The organism is Flavobacterium foetidum, assembly GCF_004634245.1.
Taxonomy (GTDB): Bacteria; Bacteroidota; Bacteroidia; order Flavobacteriales; family Flavobacteriaceae; genus Flavobacterium; species Flavobacterium foetidum.
The window spans coordinates 111,441-126,961 of sequence record NZ_SJTF01000001.1; the positions used below are offsets into that span (position 1 = coordinate 111,441).

Below are 15,521 nucleotides of genomic sequence, written 5' to 3' on the forward strand. Positions count from 1 at the left end.
GAAACTGTCCAGCTTACGATTTTAAAATTTCTTTCCTCTTTAGAATTGTCAATTTCGACATCTTGCAATTTTAATACATTTTCGCCATTGATAAGTAATGAAGATGACGCATTGCTTTCAGGTTTGTCCAAAGTTCCCAAAATATGCAATAATGTTGTTTTTCCGGCACCTGAAGCGCCTACAATAGAAACAATTTCTCCTTTTTTGATATGTAAGTCGACTCCCTTTAAGACCTCAAGCTTGTCGTAGAATTTATGTATGTTTTTTGCCTGTATCATTTCTTGAAACTGTTTTTACAAAGAAACAAAGATTATGCGGATTTAAAAACGGCTTGCAGCAGAATTTTAAGAATAAGGCAAAAGCTTGTTAATATGAAATTTTAAGATGGTAACATGTAATTTAGCAATCCATTTTTATTCTAAATTTATAGAAATTTTTTTCAGATGAAATTCAAAATCGCACTGTTTCTAATCGCTGTTTTGTTGCTTTTTACCAACGCAGCAAAATATGATAAAAATGCTTTTGTGGTTTACACAGTTAATCCTAAAAAACAGGATTTAAAAATGTATTGGAAAAATGAGAAAGGAAAGAATTTTGCAAGTATTCAGAATTTGAAAGTTTGGCTGGAAAGCAAAAATCTGACTTTGGATTTTGCTATGAATGCGGGAATGTATAATAAAAAAAGCGCTCCGCAAGGGCTTTACATCGAAAAGAGAAAGACTTTGACATCTCTGGATACCTCTAGTGCTGCGGGTAATTTTTATTTGAAACCGAATGGCGTATTTTACTTAACGACAAGTAATGTCCCTAAAATATGCAAAACGGAAGACTTTGCGAATGATGGAAAAGTAGAATATGCGACACAATCGGGTCCAATGTTGGTAATTGACGGAAAAATTCATCCCGAATTTAAGGAAGGTTCTTCGAATGTGAATATTCGAAACGGAGTCGGAATTCTGCCAGATGGAAAAGTAGTTTTTGTTTTGTCTAAAAAGGAAATAAATTTTTATGATTTTGCCAGTTATTTTAAAGAATTAGGCTGTAAAAATGCCTTGTATCTTGATGGATTTGTTTCGAGAGCATATGTGCCTTCTCAAAACTGGGAAGAGACCGATGGAAATTTTGGTGTGCTATTTGCAGTAACAAGAAAACGATAAAAAATCAAACGATGAAAACAGAAGAAACAATTGTTGAAGATGATGATAAAATGTCAAAATTAATCATAGGGTTAATTTTGGACGGAATCGGAATGGCTACTTCTGCCATCACTATTTTTGGGGATTTTGCAGACATAATATGGGCTCCAATCGCTGCTTTTATAATGACAAGAATGTATAAAGGAAGAGTGGGAAAGGCAGCTAGTATTTTGACCTTCATTGAAGAAATCCTTCCTATAACAGATATTATACCGTCGTTTACACTGACGTGGATTTACACTTATTTTTTTCAAAAGAAATAAAAAGGCGGTTCAAAAATGCACCGCCTTTCGAAATTTGTTGGGGCAAATTTACTGGATAATTATCTTCTTCACATACTCCGATTTTTTGGTTTGAGGATTGATGACTTTAATTAAGAAAACTCCTTTTGAGTGTAACTGAATATTTTCCTGGGTTTTTGTTTTGATTTTTTGTTTCAAAATTTCTTTTCCAGAAATATCATAGATTTTAAGGTCGGCAGTATCAAAATCTTCGTTGTCGGCAAAGACAGAAAATGAACCGTTGCTAGGCATTGGCCATACTTTAAAAGAATTTTGAGGTTCCTTAAATTCTTCTGTTTTTAGCAATGACTGGCCACTAACAATGTTTACTTTTCTTTTCATTGAAGCTCCCTCAGAATCTGTTACAGTAAATTCAAATGAACATAATCCGTTAGCGGCAGGCGTAAACGAAACAATATCTGAGTTTAAGACGGCATTTCCGTTTATCACATTCGAAAGTGCATATGAAACACCAGTGGTAAAACCTTTTGATAGTTTCTGGATATTGATGTCGATCTTGTTTCCGTCAGCCGATTCGTAATGCGGTAATGACATCCACTGTAGGTAATTATCAAGATTAGTATAACCATCATTATCGTTGTCAGCATTTGAGTCTGAGAAATCTCCAATAGCAGAATTTAAATTAGTGCCGATAATGGTTTCCCACCAATTCGGTAGTCCGTCCTGATCGCTGTCCCAATTGGCATCGCGAACAATAACAGGATAATCCTCAAAACCACCCACATCGGCTTCGTTGTCAGGAAATCCAGGTTTTCCGGTTACGCTTCCAACTGCAGAATAGGTTCCGTTTAAGGTTTCATTCACAATTCGCTGATCGTGAGTATCAAATTCTGGTTGCGTGCATCCCACATCTGACAATACCATTTTATAAGCATTTTTTGCAGTTTGTGTTGTGACATAAGACGGGAAAAAAGGAGTATTGACAAAGTTTTGATAAGAAACCGTGTTTCCAGAAGCTTTTCTTCCGATGGTCTGATTGGTTTCATCAAAATAGCCAGGCATTACATTTCCGCTGAAATAGCATTGCTGCATACCCGTACCAACTCCCTCATTCTGCTGGTTGAACGCAACAAATATTCTAGAACCCGCTCCCGGTTTGTAATAGTTATTAACGAAGTTAACTTCTTTGGTTCCGCCGTCGGTCGTTCTGCCTCCCCAATTGTACACTACATTATTGGTGATATCCATTCTTCCAGTGTAGGCGCCGTTTCCGTCTAATCCTCCTCCTAAGCTCCAGTTACGCCCATAGCAGTGTGCCAAAAGATTATGATGAAAACTTCCGATATCGCCTCCAATCGTAGCGGCGTAACCATGTTCTGTTCCCGCAGGATAATTTTGATGATTGGCAGCATTTAAAGCTTCCGAAATTAGTGTTCGTTGTAATGTTATATTTTTACCAGATCTGGAACTGAAAGATTCGTCAATAGTCCAGCTGATGGAGCAGTGATCAATAATACTGTGGTCTGCACCTGTTAGTCCCATACCGTCAAAAGTTGCTCCGGCGCCCAGCCTCACTCTTATATGTTGCACCACTGCGTCATTTCCTGTCACGCCAAACGGAGCGGCACGTATCGTAATTCCTTTTCCAGGTGCGGTTTGTCCTGCAACCGTTACATATGGCTGGCTTAGCACCAAACGTGAATTTAATTGAATAATTCCAGAAGTATTAAAAACAATTGTTCTCGGACCGATATCATTGGTGACTGCTTCGCGAAAACTTCCCGGCCCGCTGTCGTTCAAATTGGTTACAGCGACAACTTTTCCGCCTCGTCCTCCTCGAGCAAAACGGCCGTAGCCTTCTGCATCAGGAAATGCGAGTTGTGCGGGACGAAATTTCCATAAGGTGCCTTTTTCGACCTCGCCATTATTCAAAACTTCATCAATACGCCAATAGTAGGTTTCGCCCGTATATAATCCGTTTAACTGATAAGAAGTATTGGCCAAAGGTTTGTTCCCTTTAAATTCAGCTGAAGAAGTGGTTGCGTTGCCGACCGCTGTGGGATCTGTACCGAAATAGATGTTATGCGAAACTGCATTTGAGGCCGCTGTCCATTCTAATAATCTGCTGCCAGAATTGAGTTCAACATGTTCGTTATTGTGTTTAGGATTCGGATTGGTTGCCTGATATGCAATATTAGGAGTGTTTAATTCGAAACCATTTAGGATAAAGTTCTTTATTGTTTCTGTGCCTGAGGTTTCTGCGGCAAACAAAAGTACGACATCAGTATCTGCAACAGCTTGAAATTTTAAATAAGCAGATCGAGCATCGGCGGTTTTGGTTGCTCTGATGGTTGGTATTAAATTGTCAATTACCAGAGTTCCGTCAACAGAAATGTCAATCGGACTATACGTTCCCGCAGTAGGGCTATCTACGTTATTAAAAAATCCTAAAAACGAATGCTGACCTGCAGCCAAACCTTTAATCCTTAGTTCTATTATGGCGCCTAGGTTTGCATTGTTTCCTTTTACTGTTATTCCGTCGCAGACTAATCTGGCGTAATAGGGTGCTTGTATGCCTGCTTTGTACCAGTTGGTTCCTAAAGCATCGCCGTTTGCGCCTTTTCTGGTAACAGTAAAAGTTATTCCGTTTTCTACATAAGTGCTAGTGTCACCCGAGCCGATAACCCAAGCAGTATAATCAGGTTCGTTTACTTCGGCTTTTGGCCTTCCTGACTGATCAAAGTCAATTTTAACAATCGGATTTTGGGCAAACGTTGAAAGTAATGGAATAATGAGACATAAGGCTGTCATCATTACTTTGGTCTTTAAGTAATTTTTCAGCATTTTAGTGGTGGTTTGGTTAGTAAGTAGAGTAAAAAATCAGCATTAGCTAATTGTAAATCAATTAATGTTTCTGATTCCTTTTGCTGTAAAGATTGATAAAACTTACAAAACAACCATCCTGCACCATCCTGTTTTTAATGCATTTTTCGTATTTAATGTTTGTTTAAAAAATGGTATTGATTTTTTTAATCTTAATTTTTTGTGTAAAATTCATTTGCTTTCTAAATATTAAGCGAATTTCATATTATCTAAGTGGAATATGACACAGAAATTAAGGAAATGTGATAAAGGAACTTTTAGGATTAATCCTTAAATAAAAATCCAAGTCCCATTCTTTTGAGCATTTTCTTTTCGAAATTCCAAAAAAAGCGGAATTGACCAAAAATAGTGCCTATTGCAACCAGAAGAACCTGATAAATTGGTAGTATAATGAGCAAACGAATTAAGGTAAACCAACTGCCAAAATCTTCTTTGTGAATTCCAAGCCAGTCACAAAAAGGTCTAGAGAGCCATGCAGATGCCGATCCGGTGATGGCAAAAACAATAAGTATGATAATAGCCTGCAGATTTGAGGTGATGCCCCAGCGTTGTTTTAATTTGTTCATTAGTTATTTATAACGATTACAAATATAATAACATTATTGTTGCGGCACATATCCTGCGAGCTTTTGTTTGAAAGTATTTTGAAAATAAATCATATAATTGTAAATAAGGTAATTTACTTCATACCCATAATGAATCTCAGGTCTGTAGTCAATTGTCATTTCATAAAGGTTGGGGTTGTAACGATGGGGTTGCAGGACTCTGTTGTTCCATTCGGTTACGTATTGGTAATTTTTGTTTTCGAGATAAGCAAGTGTATAATAGTTTCTCGGCAACGCTCGTGAAGCAAGCCAAGTATTGAACCCGTTATCTATTATGATTACTTCGTATTCTAATGAGTCGTTTGCTATTCTGACAGTATCGCCACTTTTTGCTTTTCTGGGTTGTGAATTATCCGCAATATTTTTTGATGCCGTTGAGCAGGCAATTACGGTCAAAATAATAATTAATATGAAGACAATCTTTTTCATGACTTAAAGTTAGTGAAAAAGTTGCAAAGGGGCAAAGGTTCATGGTAGCAAAGTTTTTAGAATTAAAGAGTTGAGTCTTAAATTGCTATGAAAAAAACAAAAAGCCTCTCATGGAGGTTTACAATAATATAGAATGTCATCAATTTTACGAGCTAGATTTGCCAAAAAGTCTACCAATAAATCCAGAAATACCGCCTTTGCTTTTGGTTACAACCAATACATCTGCAACATCTACTTTTCCGTCATTATTTTGGTCAAGACCAAACTGCATTCCGTATTTAGAAATCGTCTCCATTAATCCCGATGCTTGATTGCTGTTTCCGGAAATTGCTGCAATAATATCAGAAATTTGAAAACTGTTGTCGTTCGGATCTTTTGCTTTGTTGACCAATGAACTTAAGATTTGTGGAATCATACCTGATGCAACTCCTGAAGAATCTGAACTGCTCATTCGGAATTTTTCGCTCAAATTGCCGCTTAATTGATCGGTAAGTTGTTTTACCACAGGATTGTCTTTGTCTATAGGAGAATTGCCATTGAATAAACTAGCAAGTTGTTCTCCGCCACCTTCAGAAGCCAGTTTTTGTAGTCCAGAAAAAATAGAAGAACTCGTTTCGCTTATTACAGCTTCGTTGTGTTCGTTGGGAACTGCGCTATTGTTTACAACAGCATCGCTTCCGTATTGCTTTACTAATTGGGTTAATTGTTCAAACATGGTTATAAGAATTTAGATTAGACTCCAGAATCAATAAAAAAAGAAGGGATTTACTATAAAGCAGTAAATCCCTTCAAAATTAATCTATTTTTTAATTGTTAGCTCAACAAGGTGATAATTTGTGAAGCTAGTTCTGTACCAATTCTGTCTTGTGCTTCTCCTGTTGCAGCTCCGATATGCGGCGTTAAAGAGATTTTAGAATGCATTAAAATTGCCATTTCCGGTTTTGGTTCGTTTTCAAAAACGTCTAAACCTGCAAAAGCAACTTTTCCTGAGTCTAAAGCTTTTACTAATGCTACTTCGTCAATAACACCTCCACGTGCACAGTTTACGATTCCCACACCGTCTTTCATGATTTCAAGTTCTTTTTCTCCGATGATGTAACCATTTTGAGCTGGAACATGTAATGTAATGAAATCAGCTTCTTTGAATAAAGATTCTAAAGACTGAGAAACGATTTTAGTAGTGATTGACTGTCCGTCGAAAAACTCAACTTTTACATCAACTTCAGGAATAAAACTATCAGCAGCAATAACTTTCATGCCTAAGCCTAAAGCCATTTTTGCAGTTGCCTGGCCAATACGTCCGATACCTACAATTCCAAGAGTTTTTCCTCTTAGTTCTACACCATTTGCATATGCTTTTTTAAGGCCGTCAAAATTAGTGTCTCCTTCAAGAGGCATATTTCTATTAGAATCATGTAAAAAACGAACACCATTGAATAAGTGTCCAAATACCAATTCAGCAACAGATTCTGATGATGAAGCTGGTGTATTGATTACATGAATTCCTTTGCTTTTAGCATAATCAACATCGATATTGTCCATGCCAACACCACCGCGACCGATGATTTTGATACCAGGGCATGCATCAATGATGTCTTTACGAACTTTAGTTGCACTGCGCACTAAAATTACGTCTACATTATTTTCATTAATAAAGTTAGCTACTTGTTCTTGAGCAACTTTTGTAGTTATTACTTCAAATCCACCTTTTTCTAAAGCAGCAATTCCGCTTTTAGAAATTCCGTCATTTGCTAATACTTTCATTGTATGTGTATGTTGTTTTTTGTTTCTGTCAAAGAAACGGAGTTAGATTATTTTTTTTCTTTTTGATAAAATATCCTTTAGACTTTAGTTTCTAAGGCTTTCATTACATCAACCAAAACCTGAACGCTTTCAATTGGCATTGCGTTGTAGATAGAAGCTCTGTAACCGCCCACAGAACGGTGACCAGGTAAGCCTGAAATATTAGCTTCTTTCCATAAAGCATCAAAAGTTGCCGCGTGGTCTGGATTGTTTAATAAGAAAGTAACGTTCATGTTAGAGCGGTCTTCAACAGCTGCAGTTCCTTTAAACAATGGGTTTCTGTCGATTTCATTGTAAAGTAAAGCTGCTTTTTCGTTGTTTAATTTTTCAACAGCTGCGATTCCACCTTTAGATTTGATCCATTGTAAAGTCAAAAGAGAAACGTAAACAGCAAAAACAGATGGCGTATTGTACATGCTTTCTGCTTTAATATGTTTGGCGTAGTCTAACATACTTGGGATTGTTCTTCCGTTTTTCTCAAGAATTTCTTCTTTGACAACTACAAGAGTAGTTCCGGCTGGTCCCATGTTTTTTTGAGCTCCAGCGTAGATTAAATCAAATTTGGAGAAATCTAACTGACGTGAAAAAATATCAGAACTCATATCGCAAACAACAGGTACATTTGTTGTTGGGAATTCTTTCATTTGAGTTCCGAAAATTGTATTGTTGCTTGTGCAGTGAAAATAGTCTGCGTCGCTTGGTATTGCGTAACCTTTTGGAATATGGTTGTAATTTTCTTCTTTTGAAGAAGCCACTACAACAGTTTCTCCGAAATATTTAGCTTCTTTTATAGCTGCAGTTGCCCATGTCCCCGAATCTAAGTAAGCTGCTTTTCCGTTTTCTTTCATTAGATTGTAAGGAGCCATTAAGAATGCTGTGCTAGCACCGCCTTGTAAAAACAGAGCTTGGTATCCTTTTCCTGTAAGTCCAAGTAATTCTAAAGCCAACGAACGAGCTTCATCCATAACAGCAACGAAATCTTTGCTTCGGTGCGAAATTTCAAGAATTGATAATCCTGAATTATTAAAATTTAATACTGCTTGTGATGCCTTCTCAAAAACTTCCTGAGGTAAAATACTTGGTCCTGCGCTGTAGTTGTGTTTTTTCATGGTTGTTGTTAATAGTCGAAAATTTTAAAGACGCAAATTTCGTTAATAAGACACGAAAAAGCGTTAAAATATTCGAAATAATTAAACATTTTTTTACTTTGTTGTTAACAAAAACGTTATAGTATCAACGTTATCTGCGTAATCCCACAATTGCGGTTTTTGAGTTTCTCCAAAAGCAATGCTATTGGCAGTCAAATTTGAACTCACGATGCATTGAATTTGTTCTGAATCGTCTGCAAGACGTTTTTGCAGCTCGTCAAGGCTTTCGTAATATTCGTAAAAGACGCTCGAAATAGGAGAGGCGTAGCTGGAATCTTCTTTTAAGGTCAGAAAACCGTTATCGATCAGTTTGAAATTGCTCATTAAGAAAACGGCTTTGTTGTAATCGTAATTATTGGCGTATTTTTCGTATTGAATAACGTCCTGATATTTAAAAATGGCTTGGAAAAAATCATCAAAAGAATACTCTTTCGGAACAAAAAGTTTAGAAACATTTCGGCATCCTAAACCAAAATACCTGAAAATGTCTTCTCCTAAAGCCTCAAGTTCCTCATTGGTTTCTTTTCCGGTCAGAATTGCGGCCGAATTTCTGTTTTTGCGAATAATCGAGGGTTTGTCTCTGAAATAGTATTCAAAATAACGAGATGTATTATTGCTTCCTGTTGCAATTACGGCATCAAAATTTTCTAGTTTTCCGTCCACAAAAGTGATTCTGTCTGCAAATTCGGCATTAACAGCAATAATATATTTCGCTAAAAATGGCAATAAATGCTGGTCATTTGAAGATGTTTTGATTAAAGCTTTATTGCCCGTAATCAAAACAGATAGAAAATCGTGAAATCCGACAAGAGGAATATTTCCGGCCAAAATTAAAGCAACTGTTTTTTCTGGATCGTTGTCATTAAAAGTGTATTTTGAAATCCATTGTGCAATGTTTTCATCCGTTAAGGCTTCTGCCCAAGACTGCACTGCAAAGTAGACCTGCGCAGGAGTGTACCATCCATTATGAGATTGCGATAAATGAATCAGTTTTTCGAAATCATCAAAAAAAACATCGTTATGCAAAACGCCTGATTTTTTTTCGGATCCGCTTTCAGAAAACTGACTTAAAAATTTTCCTAATTCAACAAAAACACTTTTTTTTGTTTCTAATGTCATAATGTTTGCTTATGAATTGTTTTGATTGTAATTTTGCACAAAAATAAGCTATATTACGTTATAAGGCAAAGCAGATTAAAATCTTTGGTATTTTAAACTTTAAACTTGTAACTTTAAACTAAGAAACGAAGAAAAAGATGGCAATAATTATAACTGACGAATGTATTAATTGCGGGGCTTGCGAACCAGAATGCCCAAATACAGCAATTTATGAAGGAGCAGATGACTGGAGATACAAAGACGGAACAAGTCTTTCTGGAACTATAGTTTTACCTGACGGAACTGAGGTTGATGCTGAAGAAGCACAAACTCCTATTTCTGATGAAATCTATTATATCGTACCTGGCAAATGTACAGAGTGCAAAGGTTTTCATGATGAGCCTCAATGCGCTGCTGTATGTCCTGTTGATTGTTGTGTGCCAGATGACAATCATGTAGAAGATGAGGAAACCTTACTAAACAGACAGTCTTTCTTACACGGAGAATAATCTGAATAAAAAATATTTTTCTATAAAAACCTGAGCTAAAACTCAGGTTTTTTTTGTCCCTGATATCAGGTATTTTTAAAAGTTAGTTTCTTGATAACGAATGTTTTATTTTTTGGCTGTTGCTTAATTGTTAAAAAATTAATACTTTAGTTGAAAATTTAATAACGCTTATGAAGAAATTGATACTTTTATTTGTCGTATTATATAACGTTAACATTTCCGCACAAAATCAGGAATATTCTATAATTGTAAAAGATATTGAGACACTCGAACCCATACAAAATGCCACGGTTATTATAATGAAAACCCAGCAGATTTTATTGAGTAACGAAGAAGGGAAAGTTACTTTTATGCTGACTGGCGGCTCGAATGTTCAGGTTTCTGAAACTAATTATGAAGATATAACCGTACGATGGACCTCTTTAAACGGAGATCAAAAATTTGTTATTTACTTAAAAAGTAAAAATAATAAACTAGACGAAGTTGTGTTGTCTAAAGAATCTCAAGATAAGATACTTCAGAAATTGGTAAACAATTCTACAAAAAAAATTAGCATTTCGCACAGACAGAAAGTCTATGTAAGAGAGTTTTTTATGATGAATAATCAGTATTCCTATTATAATGATGGTTTAGTGAATTTTCAGTTTGATAAAAATAATAATGCAACCACTTTACTTGTTGAGCAAAATAGATCTTATGGATTATTAGAAGCAGATGTAAGTCCTGATTTAAGAGGCTATAATCTGAATAATATTATGGAGAACTATTCGAACTTCAAATATTTTGATCCGTTGCTAGATTCAAAATCAAAAAAAGAATATGACTTTAGTATAAAAGGACATTCCAAAAACAAGGATTATTATGTGATGTCTGTTACTCCTCTAGACAAAGCAAAAGAAGCAATCGATAATTTTGAGATTGTCTACGATCCCGAAAAAAAGTTAATTATAGAATTCGAAATTACCGTAACTCCGCTAAATCTTGATAAAGTTGAGGAAAAGACCGGTAATGGAGACAAAAATCTTACCAAATCATATGTAAAAGTAGCCTATCGATGGGACGGAAACGATTATTATTTTTTAAGTTCTAATGAAGAAGTTGCTTATGATTTGATTGCGAAAGACAAACCGAAAAAGAATATTCAGGTTCGAAACAGTTTTGTGACCACAGAATTTACGAAACAGAACTTTACCTATAGCGATAGCGATGTTTTTAAGGAAAAATCGCTTTTTAATAAAAAGAACAAAATTCTCACTAATTATTGGGATCTTTCAGGATTTACGGCAACCGAAGAAGAAAAAGCGATTATTGCTTCTTTAGAATTTAAGATGTAAACAAATTATACCTAAATTTAAAAAATCCTGAGTTTCTGCTCAGGATTTTTTTGCTAGTTAAAATTATAGTTTAAAAATTAAATCCAAGTCTTGCATAGTAATAAGCGCCGCTGAACCCCATCTGAACAGCATCCCAGTATCCTCCGGCTTCTGTGTTTCCTTGTTCGTCTTGTTTGGTTGGATAGACATTAAACAAGTTGTTGCTTCCAATGCTTAACTTTAGACTTTTGGTAAACTGATATCCTAGAGTCACATCGGTTACGAGTCTCGGATTGTAAACATCATCTTCATCAGCATAATCGACCAAAACAACTTTACTGAAACGTGTAAAAGCTAATCCCGCATCAAACTTCTTTCTGTTGTAATTCAAATTTAGCCCAAATTTATTGTCAGGTGCCGAAGCCAATAAAAAAGCTCTCTCTCGTTTTCCAAAAAAGGTGTCTTCGTCTAAGTTTCCATTTTTTACGCGATCAATTTTCATATCATTGATGTTTCCGACCAAAGTCGCACCAAATTGCGATTCGCCAAACTTCTTTTTCCATGAAAGAACCAAATCAAGGCCATGTGTGCTGGTATCAACACCATTGGCAAAAAACTGCGCTTCAGAAACGCCAAGATTCAATGACGATGCGTCAAAATAACCCGTTAGTACAATTCTGTCTTTTACATTAATATAATAGCCGTCAATAGTTGCAGTAAAATCGCCAAAAGAAGCTGTTAGTCCCAAAGAAGCATTCACGGCTTTTTCCTCATTCAGTTTCTCGATTCCAAATGCGCGAGTAACAGGGCTATCGTTGGGAGCCAGTAAAACTTCTGTTGCGCCGCTTGCATTAAAATTGGTAAAGCGCAGGTTATAATATATCTGTGCCAAAGAAGGAGCTCTAAAACCTGTACTTACAGAACCTCTCAAGTTAATATGGTCTGAAAGCTTAAGTCTTGAGGCTAATTTTCCGTTAACGGTGCTTCCAAAATCACTATAGTTTTCAAAACGTACCGCTCCGCTGACCATTAAGGCATCGGTAATATCGAGTTCCGCATCAGCATACAATGAGAAGTTTGTACGGTCTTTATTGACTTCGTTTGCCGGACTGTAGCCTGGAAAACCTTGCGAACTTCCTGGTCTTGGCTCTCCTGTAACCGGATCAATTGGTGCGCTTTGTGTTGTGGGGTCTGTAATTGGCTGTCCGTTGGTGTCGTAAGTTGTGTACGAACCCTCTTCGCCCGCAAAAATTTCAAATTGCTCAATTCTAAATTCAGTTCCAAATGCGATATTTAGACCGTTTAGAACACTGTCATAATTTTTTGAAACATCAAAATTGGTGGTGTTTTGTAGTAAGCTATGCCCTCCGGCATCAAATTCAAGAGGAGAATTCTCCTCAAGCGAAGCATTGATGGTTCCTTTAATATCATATTGAAATTTATTTTTCCCGAAAGTGTTGCTGAAATCAAATTTCCATCCTCCAGATGATTCTGTTCGTATTCCGGCAGCAACAGAATTGTCGTTGATTTTTGAAGTGATTCTAGGAGTATATCCTCCGGGATATACAGATTCTACAACCCTTTCGCCATCATTTCGAGTAAAGGCATAAGCGTCAGTATCTCTAAAATTGCTTCCTCCAAAAGCATAAAATTCAGTTTTATCGGCAATCGGAATGGCAAGATTGGCAAATAAATTTACGCCTTTCATTTCGGCATCACCAAAGCCTTTTCTAAAATCGTAACTCGGCCTAAGTGTTTTGTTTTTGCTCAGAAATTCTCCAGTAATATTTACATAACCGCCTTTTGATCCAATTCCAGTTCCATAATTGGCGGCTACTCTCACAGAACCACCATCAAAATCTTGGTTTTTTCCGTACGAATTTCCATTTCCGTGCTGATCCAAACGATAACCTTTAGTATTTGGAGTTCCTGGCAAGAAATCACCTTTTGCATTTGCATTAAAGGCACCATAGGTAATAGAGCCCGTAAGCTCGTCAACATTATCATTTGTAACGATATTGATTACGCCAGCAATTGCATCTGACCCATACTGAGCAGAAGCGCCATCACGCAGGATTTCAATTCTTTTGATAGAAGCGGCCGGAATAGCATTTAAATCTGTACCCGTATTTCCTCTTCCTCGTGTTCCGAATAAGTTTATTAAAGAAGATTGATGTCTTCTTTTTCCGTTAATCAAAACCAAAGTCTGGTCGGGTCCCATACCTCGCAACGAAGCGGGATCAACGTGGTCGGCACCGTCAGAGCCAGATTGCTTGTTTGCATTAAAGGAAGGAGCAACGTATTGCAGTAATTGGTTGATTTCGATTTTACCGCTTTGTGTGGTTACATCTTTTACATTGATTACGTCAATAGGAACGGCGGAGTTTACTACAGTTCTTTTAGCATTTCTTGAACCTACAACCACGACGTCGCTTAAAATCTGACCGCCGTTTTCGTCTAAGATAACATCAATTTTAGAAGAGTTTGTTGCTTTTTCTAAGGTTCCAAAACCAACATAGCTGAATACCAGAATAGCGCCTTCTTTGACTTTAATAGAATAACTTCCTTCAAAACTGGTAGAAACCCCGTTATTGGTCCCTTTTTCTAAAATATTGACACCCGGCAATGGAGCGCCCGACTTATCGGTGACGACTCCTGTTATTTCTTTTTGGGCAAAAAGAAAAGCTGAATTGAGAAACAATAAAAATAATGCAATCTTTTTCATGGTTTAAGGATTTTTGTTTGTTGTTTGGTTTGTTACGGTACTAAAAGTAATCTTTTTTAACAAAAACGTAACGAAAAGTTTAAAAATTTTTAAGATTTTACTGTAATTTATATTAATCGTCATTTTTACTTCGCTTAAGAGGGATTAAATCTTATATTTGCAAAATTTTAAAGCCAAAAAATATCATTTTGGCAGAAATAGATTTATACATAAAGAGTCTAACAATCAGAGGCTCAACAGAAAATAAATAGAAACAAACAGATGAAAGCAGGAATTGTAGGATTGCCAAATGTTGGAAAATCAACATTATTTAATTGTTTATCTAATGCAAAAGCGCAGAGTGCAAACTTTCCGTTTTGTACAATCGAACCCAATATTGGTGTTGTAAACGTTCCAGATCCAAGAATCAATAAACTAGAAGAGCTAGTAAAACCAGAGCGCGTTCAAATGGCAACTGTAGATATTGTAGATATCGCAGGTTTGGTAAAAGGAGCAAGTAAAGGAGAAGGTCTTGGAAACCAGTTCTTAGGAAACATTAGAGAGTGTAATGCTATTATTCACGTTTTACGTTGTTTTGACAATGATAATATTGTACACGTTGACGGAAACGTAAATCCGATTCGTGACAAAGAAACTATCGATATCGAATTGCAGCTGAAAGATTTAGAAACAATCGAAAAGCGTTTAGAAAAAGTAAAACGTGCTGCAAAAACAGGAAATAAAGAAGCTCAGACAGAAGAGGCTTTATTAAACAGAATTAGAGAAGCGCTTTTGCAAGCAAAATCTGCAAGAACAATTGTTCCTCAAAATAATGACGAAGAAGTTTTGCTAGAAAGTTTCCAGTTGATTACAGCAAAACCAGTTTTATACGTTTGTAATGTTGACGAAAGTTCTGCAGTAAACGGAAATAAATATGTAGACCAAGTTCGTGAATTAGTAAAAGATGAAGATGCTGAAGTTATCGTGCTTTCAGTAGGAGCAGAGGCTGATATTACAGAGTTGGAAAGCTACGAAGAGCGTCAGGTTTTTCTTGAAGATATGGGGTTAGAGGAACCAGGAGCGTCAGTTTTAATTCGTGCAGCTTACAAATTATTAAAACAGCAGACTTACTTTACTGCTGGTGTAAAAGAAGTCCGTGCTTGGACTATTCCAATTGGAGCTACAGCACCGCAAGCGGCTGGAGTTATCCACACTGATTTCGAAAAAGGATTTATTCGTGCAGAAGTAATTTCATACGATGATTACGTTCAATACGGTTCTGAAGCAAAAGCCAAGGAAGCTGGAAAATTCAGAGTGGAAGGAAAAGAATATGTTGTTAAAGATGGTGATGTGATGCATTTCCGTTTCAATGTTTAATTTTTTTTTTTTTAGAATATAGAAAATAGAATAGAGAGAATAGATAAACTGCTGGAGGGATTCAGCAGTTTTTTTTTTCCGAAAAGTTAATATTCATATTGGTGTGCGTTATAGTTTTTGTACAAAATAGAATAAAAGTCCGTTCAAATCCGCGCTTTCGCGAAAGCGAATCAGTAAAATCCGTGTCCCGATTTGCAATTCGAAAATTTTTGGC

The 15,521-nt window shown here is 36.4% G+C and carries 13 protein-coding genes and 1 pseudogene; 5 read left to right on the forward strand and 9 right to left on the reverse strand.

Features of this window, described 5'->3' with window-relative positions:
- Positions 1-53: 53 nt before the first annotated feature.
- Positions 54-278, reverse strand: a pseudogene (locus tag E0W73_RS21755) (ATP-binding cassette domain-containing protein); the annotation flags it as partial.
- A gap of 165 nt (positions 279-443) precedes the next feature.
- Between E0W73_RS21755 and E0W73_RS00450 the strand changes: the two are divergent.
- Together E0W73_RS00450 and E0W73_RS00455 are read left to right on the forward strand one after the other, a co-directional pair.
- A complete protein-coding gene (locus tag E0W73_RS00450) occupies positions 444-1,157 on the forward strand; it encodes a phosphodiester glycosidase family protein (RefSeq protein ID WP_135220120.1) in 714 nt (237 codons plus the stop codon).
- Between the two features lie 11 nt (positions 1,158-1,168).
- Positions 1,169-1,459, forward strand: a complete 291-nt coding sequence (locus E0W73_RS00455) for a hypothetical protein (RefSeq protein ID WP_135220121.1) — start codon at positions 1,169-1,171, stop codon at positions 1,457-1,459.
- Positions 1,460-1,507: 48 nt separating this feature from the next.
- Here E0W73_RS00455 and E0W73_RS00460 read toward each other — a convergent pair whose 3' ends face one another.
- The 7 genes from E0W73_RS00460 to E0W73_RS00490 all read right to left on the reverse strand — a co-directional run bounded on the left by E0W73_RS00460 (position 1,508) and on the right by E0W73_RS00490 (position 9,425).
- Positions 1,508-4,282, reverse strand: coding sequence for a T9SS type A sorting domain-containing protein (locus E0W73_RS00460; protein WP_244248406.1), 2,775 nt, complete (start codon positions 4,280-4,282; stop codon positions 1,508-1,510).
- A 302-nt stretch (positions 4,283-4,584) separates the two neighbouring features.
- Complete coding sequence (locus E0W73_RS00465) at positions 4,585-4,887, reverse strand: DUF6787 family protein (RefSeq protein WP_135220122.1); 303 nt, start codon at positions 4,885-4,887, stop codon at positions 4,585-4,587.
- Positions 4,888-4,920: 33 nt separating this feature from the next.
- Positions 4,921-5,355: a DUF6146 family protein gene (locus tag E0W73_RS00470; protein ID WP_135220123.1), complete on the reverse strand. Its 435-nt coding sequence runs from the start codon at positions 5,353-5,355 to the stop codon at positions 4,921-4,923.
- A 145-nt stretch (positions 5,356-5,500) separates the two neighbouring features.
- Positions 5,501-6,070: a hypothetical protein gene (locus E0W73_RS00475; protein WP_135220124.1), complete on the reverse strand. Its 570-nt coding sequence runs from the start codon at positions 6,068-6,070 to the stop codon at positions 5,501-5,503.
- Between the two features lie 98 nt (positions 6,071-6,168).
- Positions 6,169-7,119, reverse strand: coding sequence for a D-2-hydroxyacid dehydrogenase (locus tag E0W73_RS00480; RefSeq protein WP_135220125.1), 951 nt, complete (start codon positions 7,117-7,119; stop codon positions 6,169-6,171).
- A 77-nt stretch (positions 7,120-7,196) separates the two neighbouring features.
- On the reverse strand, positions 7,197-8,267 hold the full coding sequence (gene serC / locus E0W73_RS00485) for a 3-phosphoserine/phosphohydroxythreonine transaminase (RefSeq protein WP_135220126.1): 1,071 nt from the start codon (positions 8,265-8,267) through the stop codon (positions 7,197-7,199).
- A gap of 93 nt (positions 8,268-8,360) precedes the next feature.
- Positions 8,361-9,425: an acyl-CoA reductase gene (locus E0W73_RS00490; RefSeq protein ID WP_135220127.1), complete on the reverse strand. Its 1,065-nt coding sequence runs from the start codon at positions 9,423-9,425 to the stop codon at positions 8,361-8,363.
- Between the two features lie 137 nt (positions 9,426-9,562).
- Between E0W73_RS00490 and E0W73_RS00495 the strand changes: the two genes are divergently transcribed.
- Complete coding sequence (locus tag E0W73_RS00495) at positions 9,563-9,913, forward strand: 4Fe-4S dicluster domain-containing protein (RefSeq protein WP_135220128.1); 351 nt, start codon at positions 9,563-9,565, stop codon at positions 9,911-9,913.
- A 170-nt stretch (positions 9,914-10,083) separates the two neighbouring features.
- Complete coding sequence (locus E0W73_RS00500; RefSeq protein WP_135220129.1) at positions 10,084-11,247, forward strand: hypothetical protein; 1,164 nt, start codon at positions 10,084-10,086, stop codon at positions 11,245-11,247.
- A 70-nt stretch (positions 11,248-11,317) separates the two neighbouring features.
- On the opposite strand, the gene E0W73_RS00505 is transcribed toward E0W73_RS00500, so the two are convergent.
- Positions 11,318-13,951 (reverse strand): TonB-dependent receptor, encoded by a 2,634-nt coding sequence (locus tag E0W73_RS00505; RefSeq protein ID WP_135220130.1) that lies wholly within the window; start codon positions 13,949-13,951, stop codon positions 11,318-11,320.
- Positions 13,952-14,212: 261 nt separating this feature from the next.
- Here E0W73_RS00505 and ychF point away from each other — a divergent pair, with 261 nt between their 5' ends.
- Positions 14,213-15,307 (forward strand): redox-regulated ATPase YchF, encoded by a 1,095-nt coding sequence (ychF, locus tag E0W73_RS00510; RefSeq protein ID WP_135220131.1) that lies wholly within the window; start codon positions 14,213-14,215, stop codon positions 15,305-15,307.
- The last annotated feature ends 214 nt before the right edge of the window (positions 15,308-15,521 follow it).

Bases quoted from the DNA above. Each gene is read 5' to 3' on its own strand.
- E0W73_RS00505 (WP_135220130.1), bottom strand. From the start codon at position 13,951: ATGAAAAAGATTGCATTATTTTTATTGTTTCTCAATTCAGCTTTTCTT.
- E0W73_RS00455 (WP_135220121.1), top strand. From the start codon at position 1,169: ATGAAAACAGAAGAAACAATTGTTGAAGATGATGATAAAATGTCAAAA.
- E0W73_RS00475 (WP_135220124.1), bottom strand. From the start codon at position 6,070: ATGTTTGAACAATTAACCCAATTAGTAAAGCAATACGGAAGCGATGCT.
- E0W73_RS00500 (WP_135220129.1), top strand. From the start codon at position 10,084: ATGAAGAAATTGATACTTTTATTTGTCGTATTATATAACGTTAACATT.
- E0W73_RS00470 (WP_135220123.1), bottom strand. From the start codon at position 5,355: ATGAAAAAGATTGTCTTCATATTAATTATTATTTTGACCGTAATTGCC.
- ychF (WP_135220131.1), top strand. From the start codon at position 14,213: ATGAAAGCAGGAATTGTAGGATTGCCAAATGTTGGAAAATCAACATTA.
- E0W73_RS00480 (WP_135220125.1), bottom strand. From the start codon at position 7,119: ATGAAAGTATTAGCAAATGACGGAATTTCTAAAAGCGGAATTGCTGCT.
- serC (WP_135220126.1), bottom strand. From the start codon at position 8,267: ATGAAAAAACACAACTACAGCGCAGGACCAAGTATTTTACCTCAGGAA.
- E0W73_RS00495 (WP_135220128.1), top strand. From the start codon at position 9,563: ATGGCAATAATTATAACTGACGAATGTATTAATTGCGGGGCTTGCGAA.
- E0W73_RS00465 (WP_135220122.1), bottom strand. From the start codon at position 4,887: ATGAACAAATTAAAACAACGCTGGGGCATCACCTCAAATCTGCAGGCT.
- E0W73_RS00450 (WP_135220120.1), top strand. From the start codon at position 444: ATGAAATTCAAAATCGCACTGTTTCTAATCGCTGTTTTGTTGCTTTTT.
- E0W73_RS00460 (WP_244248406.1), bottom strand. From the start codon at position 4,282: ATGCTGAAAAATTACTTAAAGACCAAAGTAATGATGACAGCCTTATGT.
- E0W73_RS00490 (WP_135220127.1), bottom strand. From the start codon at position 9,425: ATGACATTAGAAACAAAAAAAAGTGTTTTTGTTGAATTAGGAAAATTT.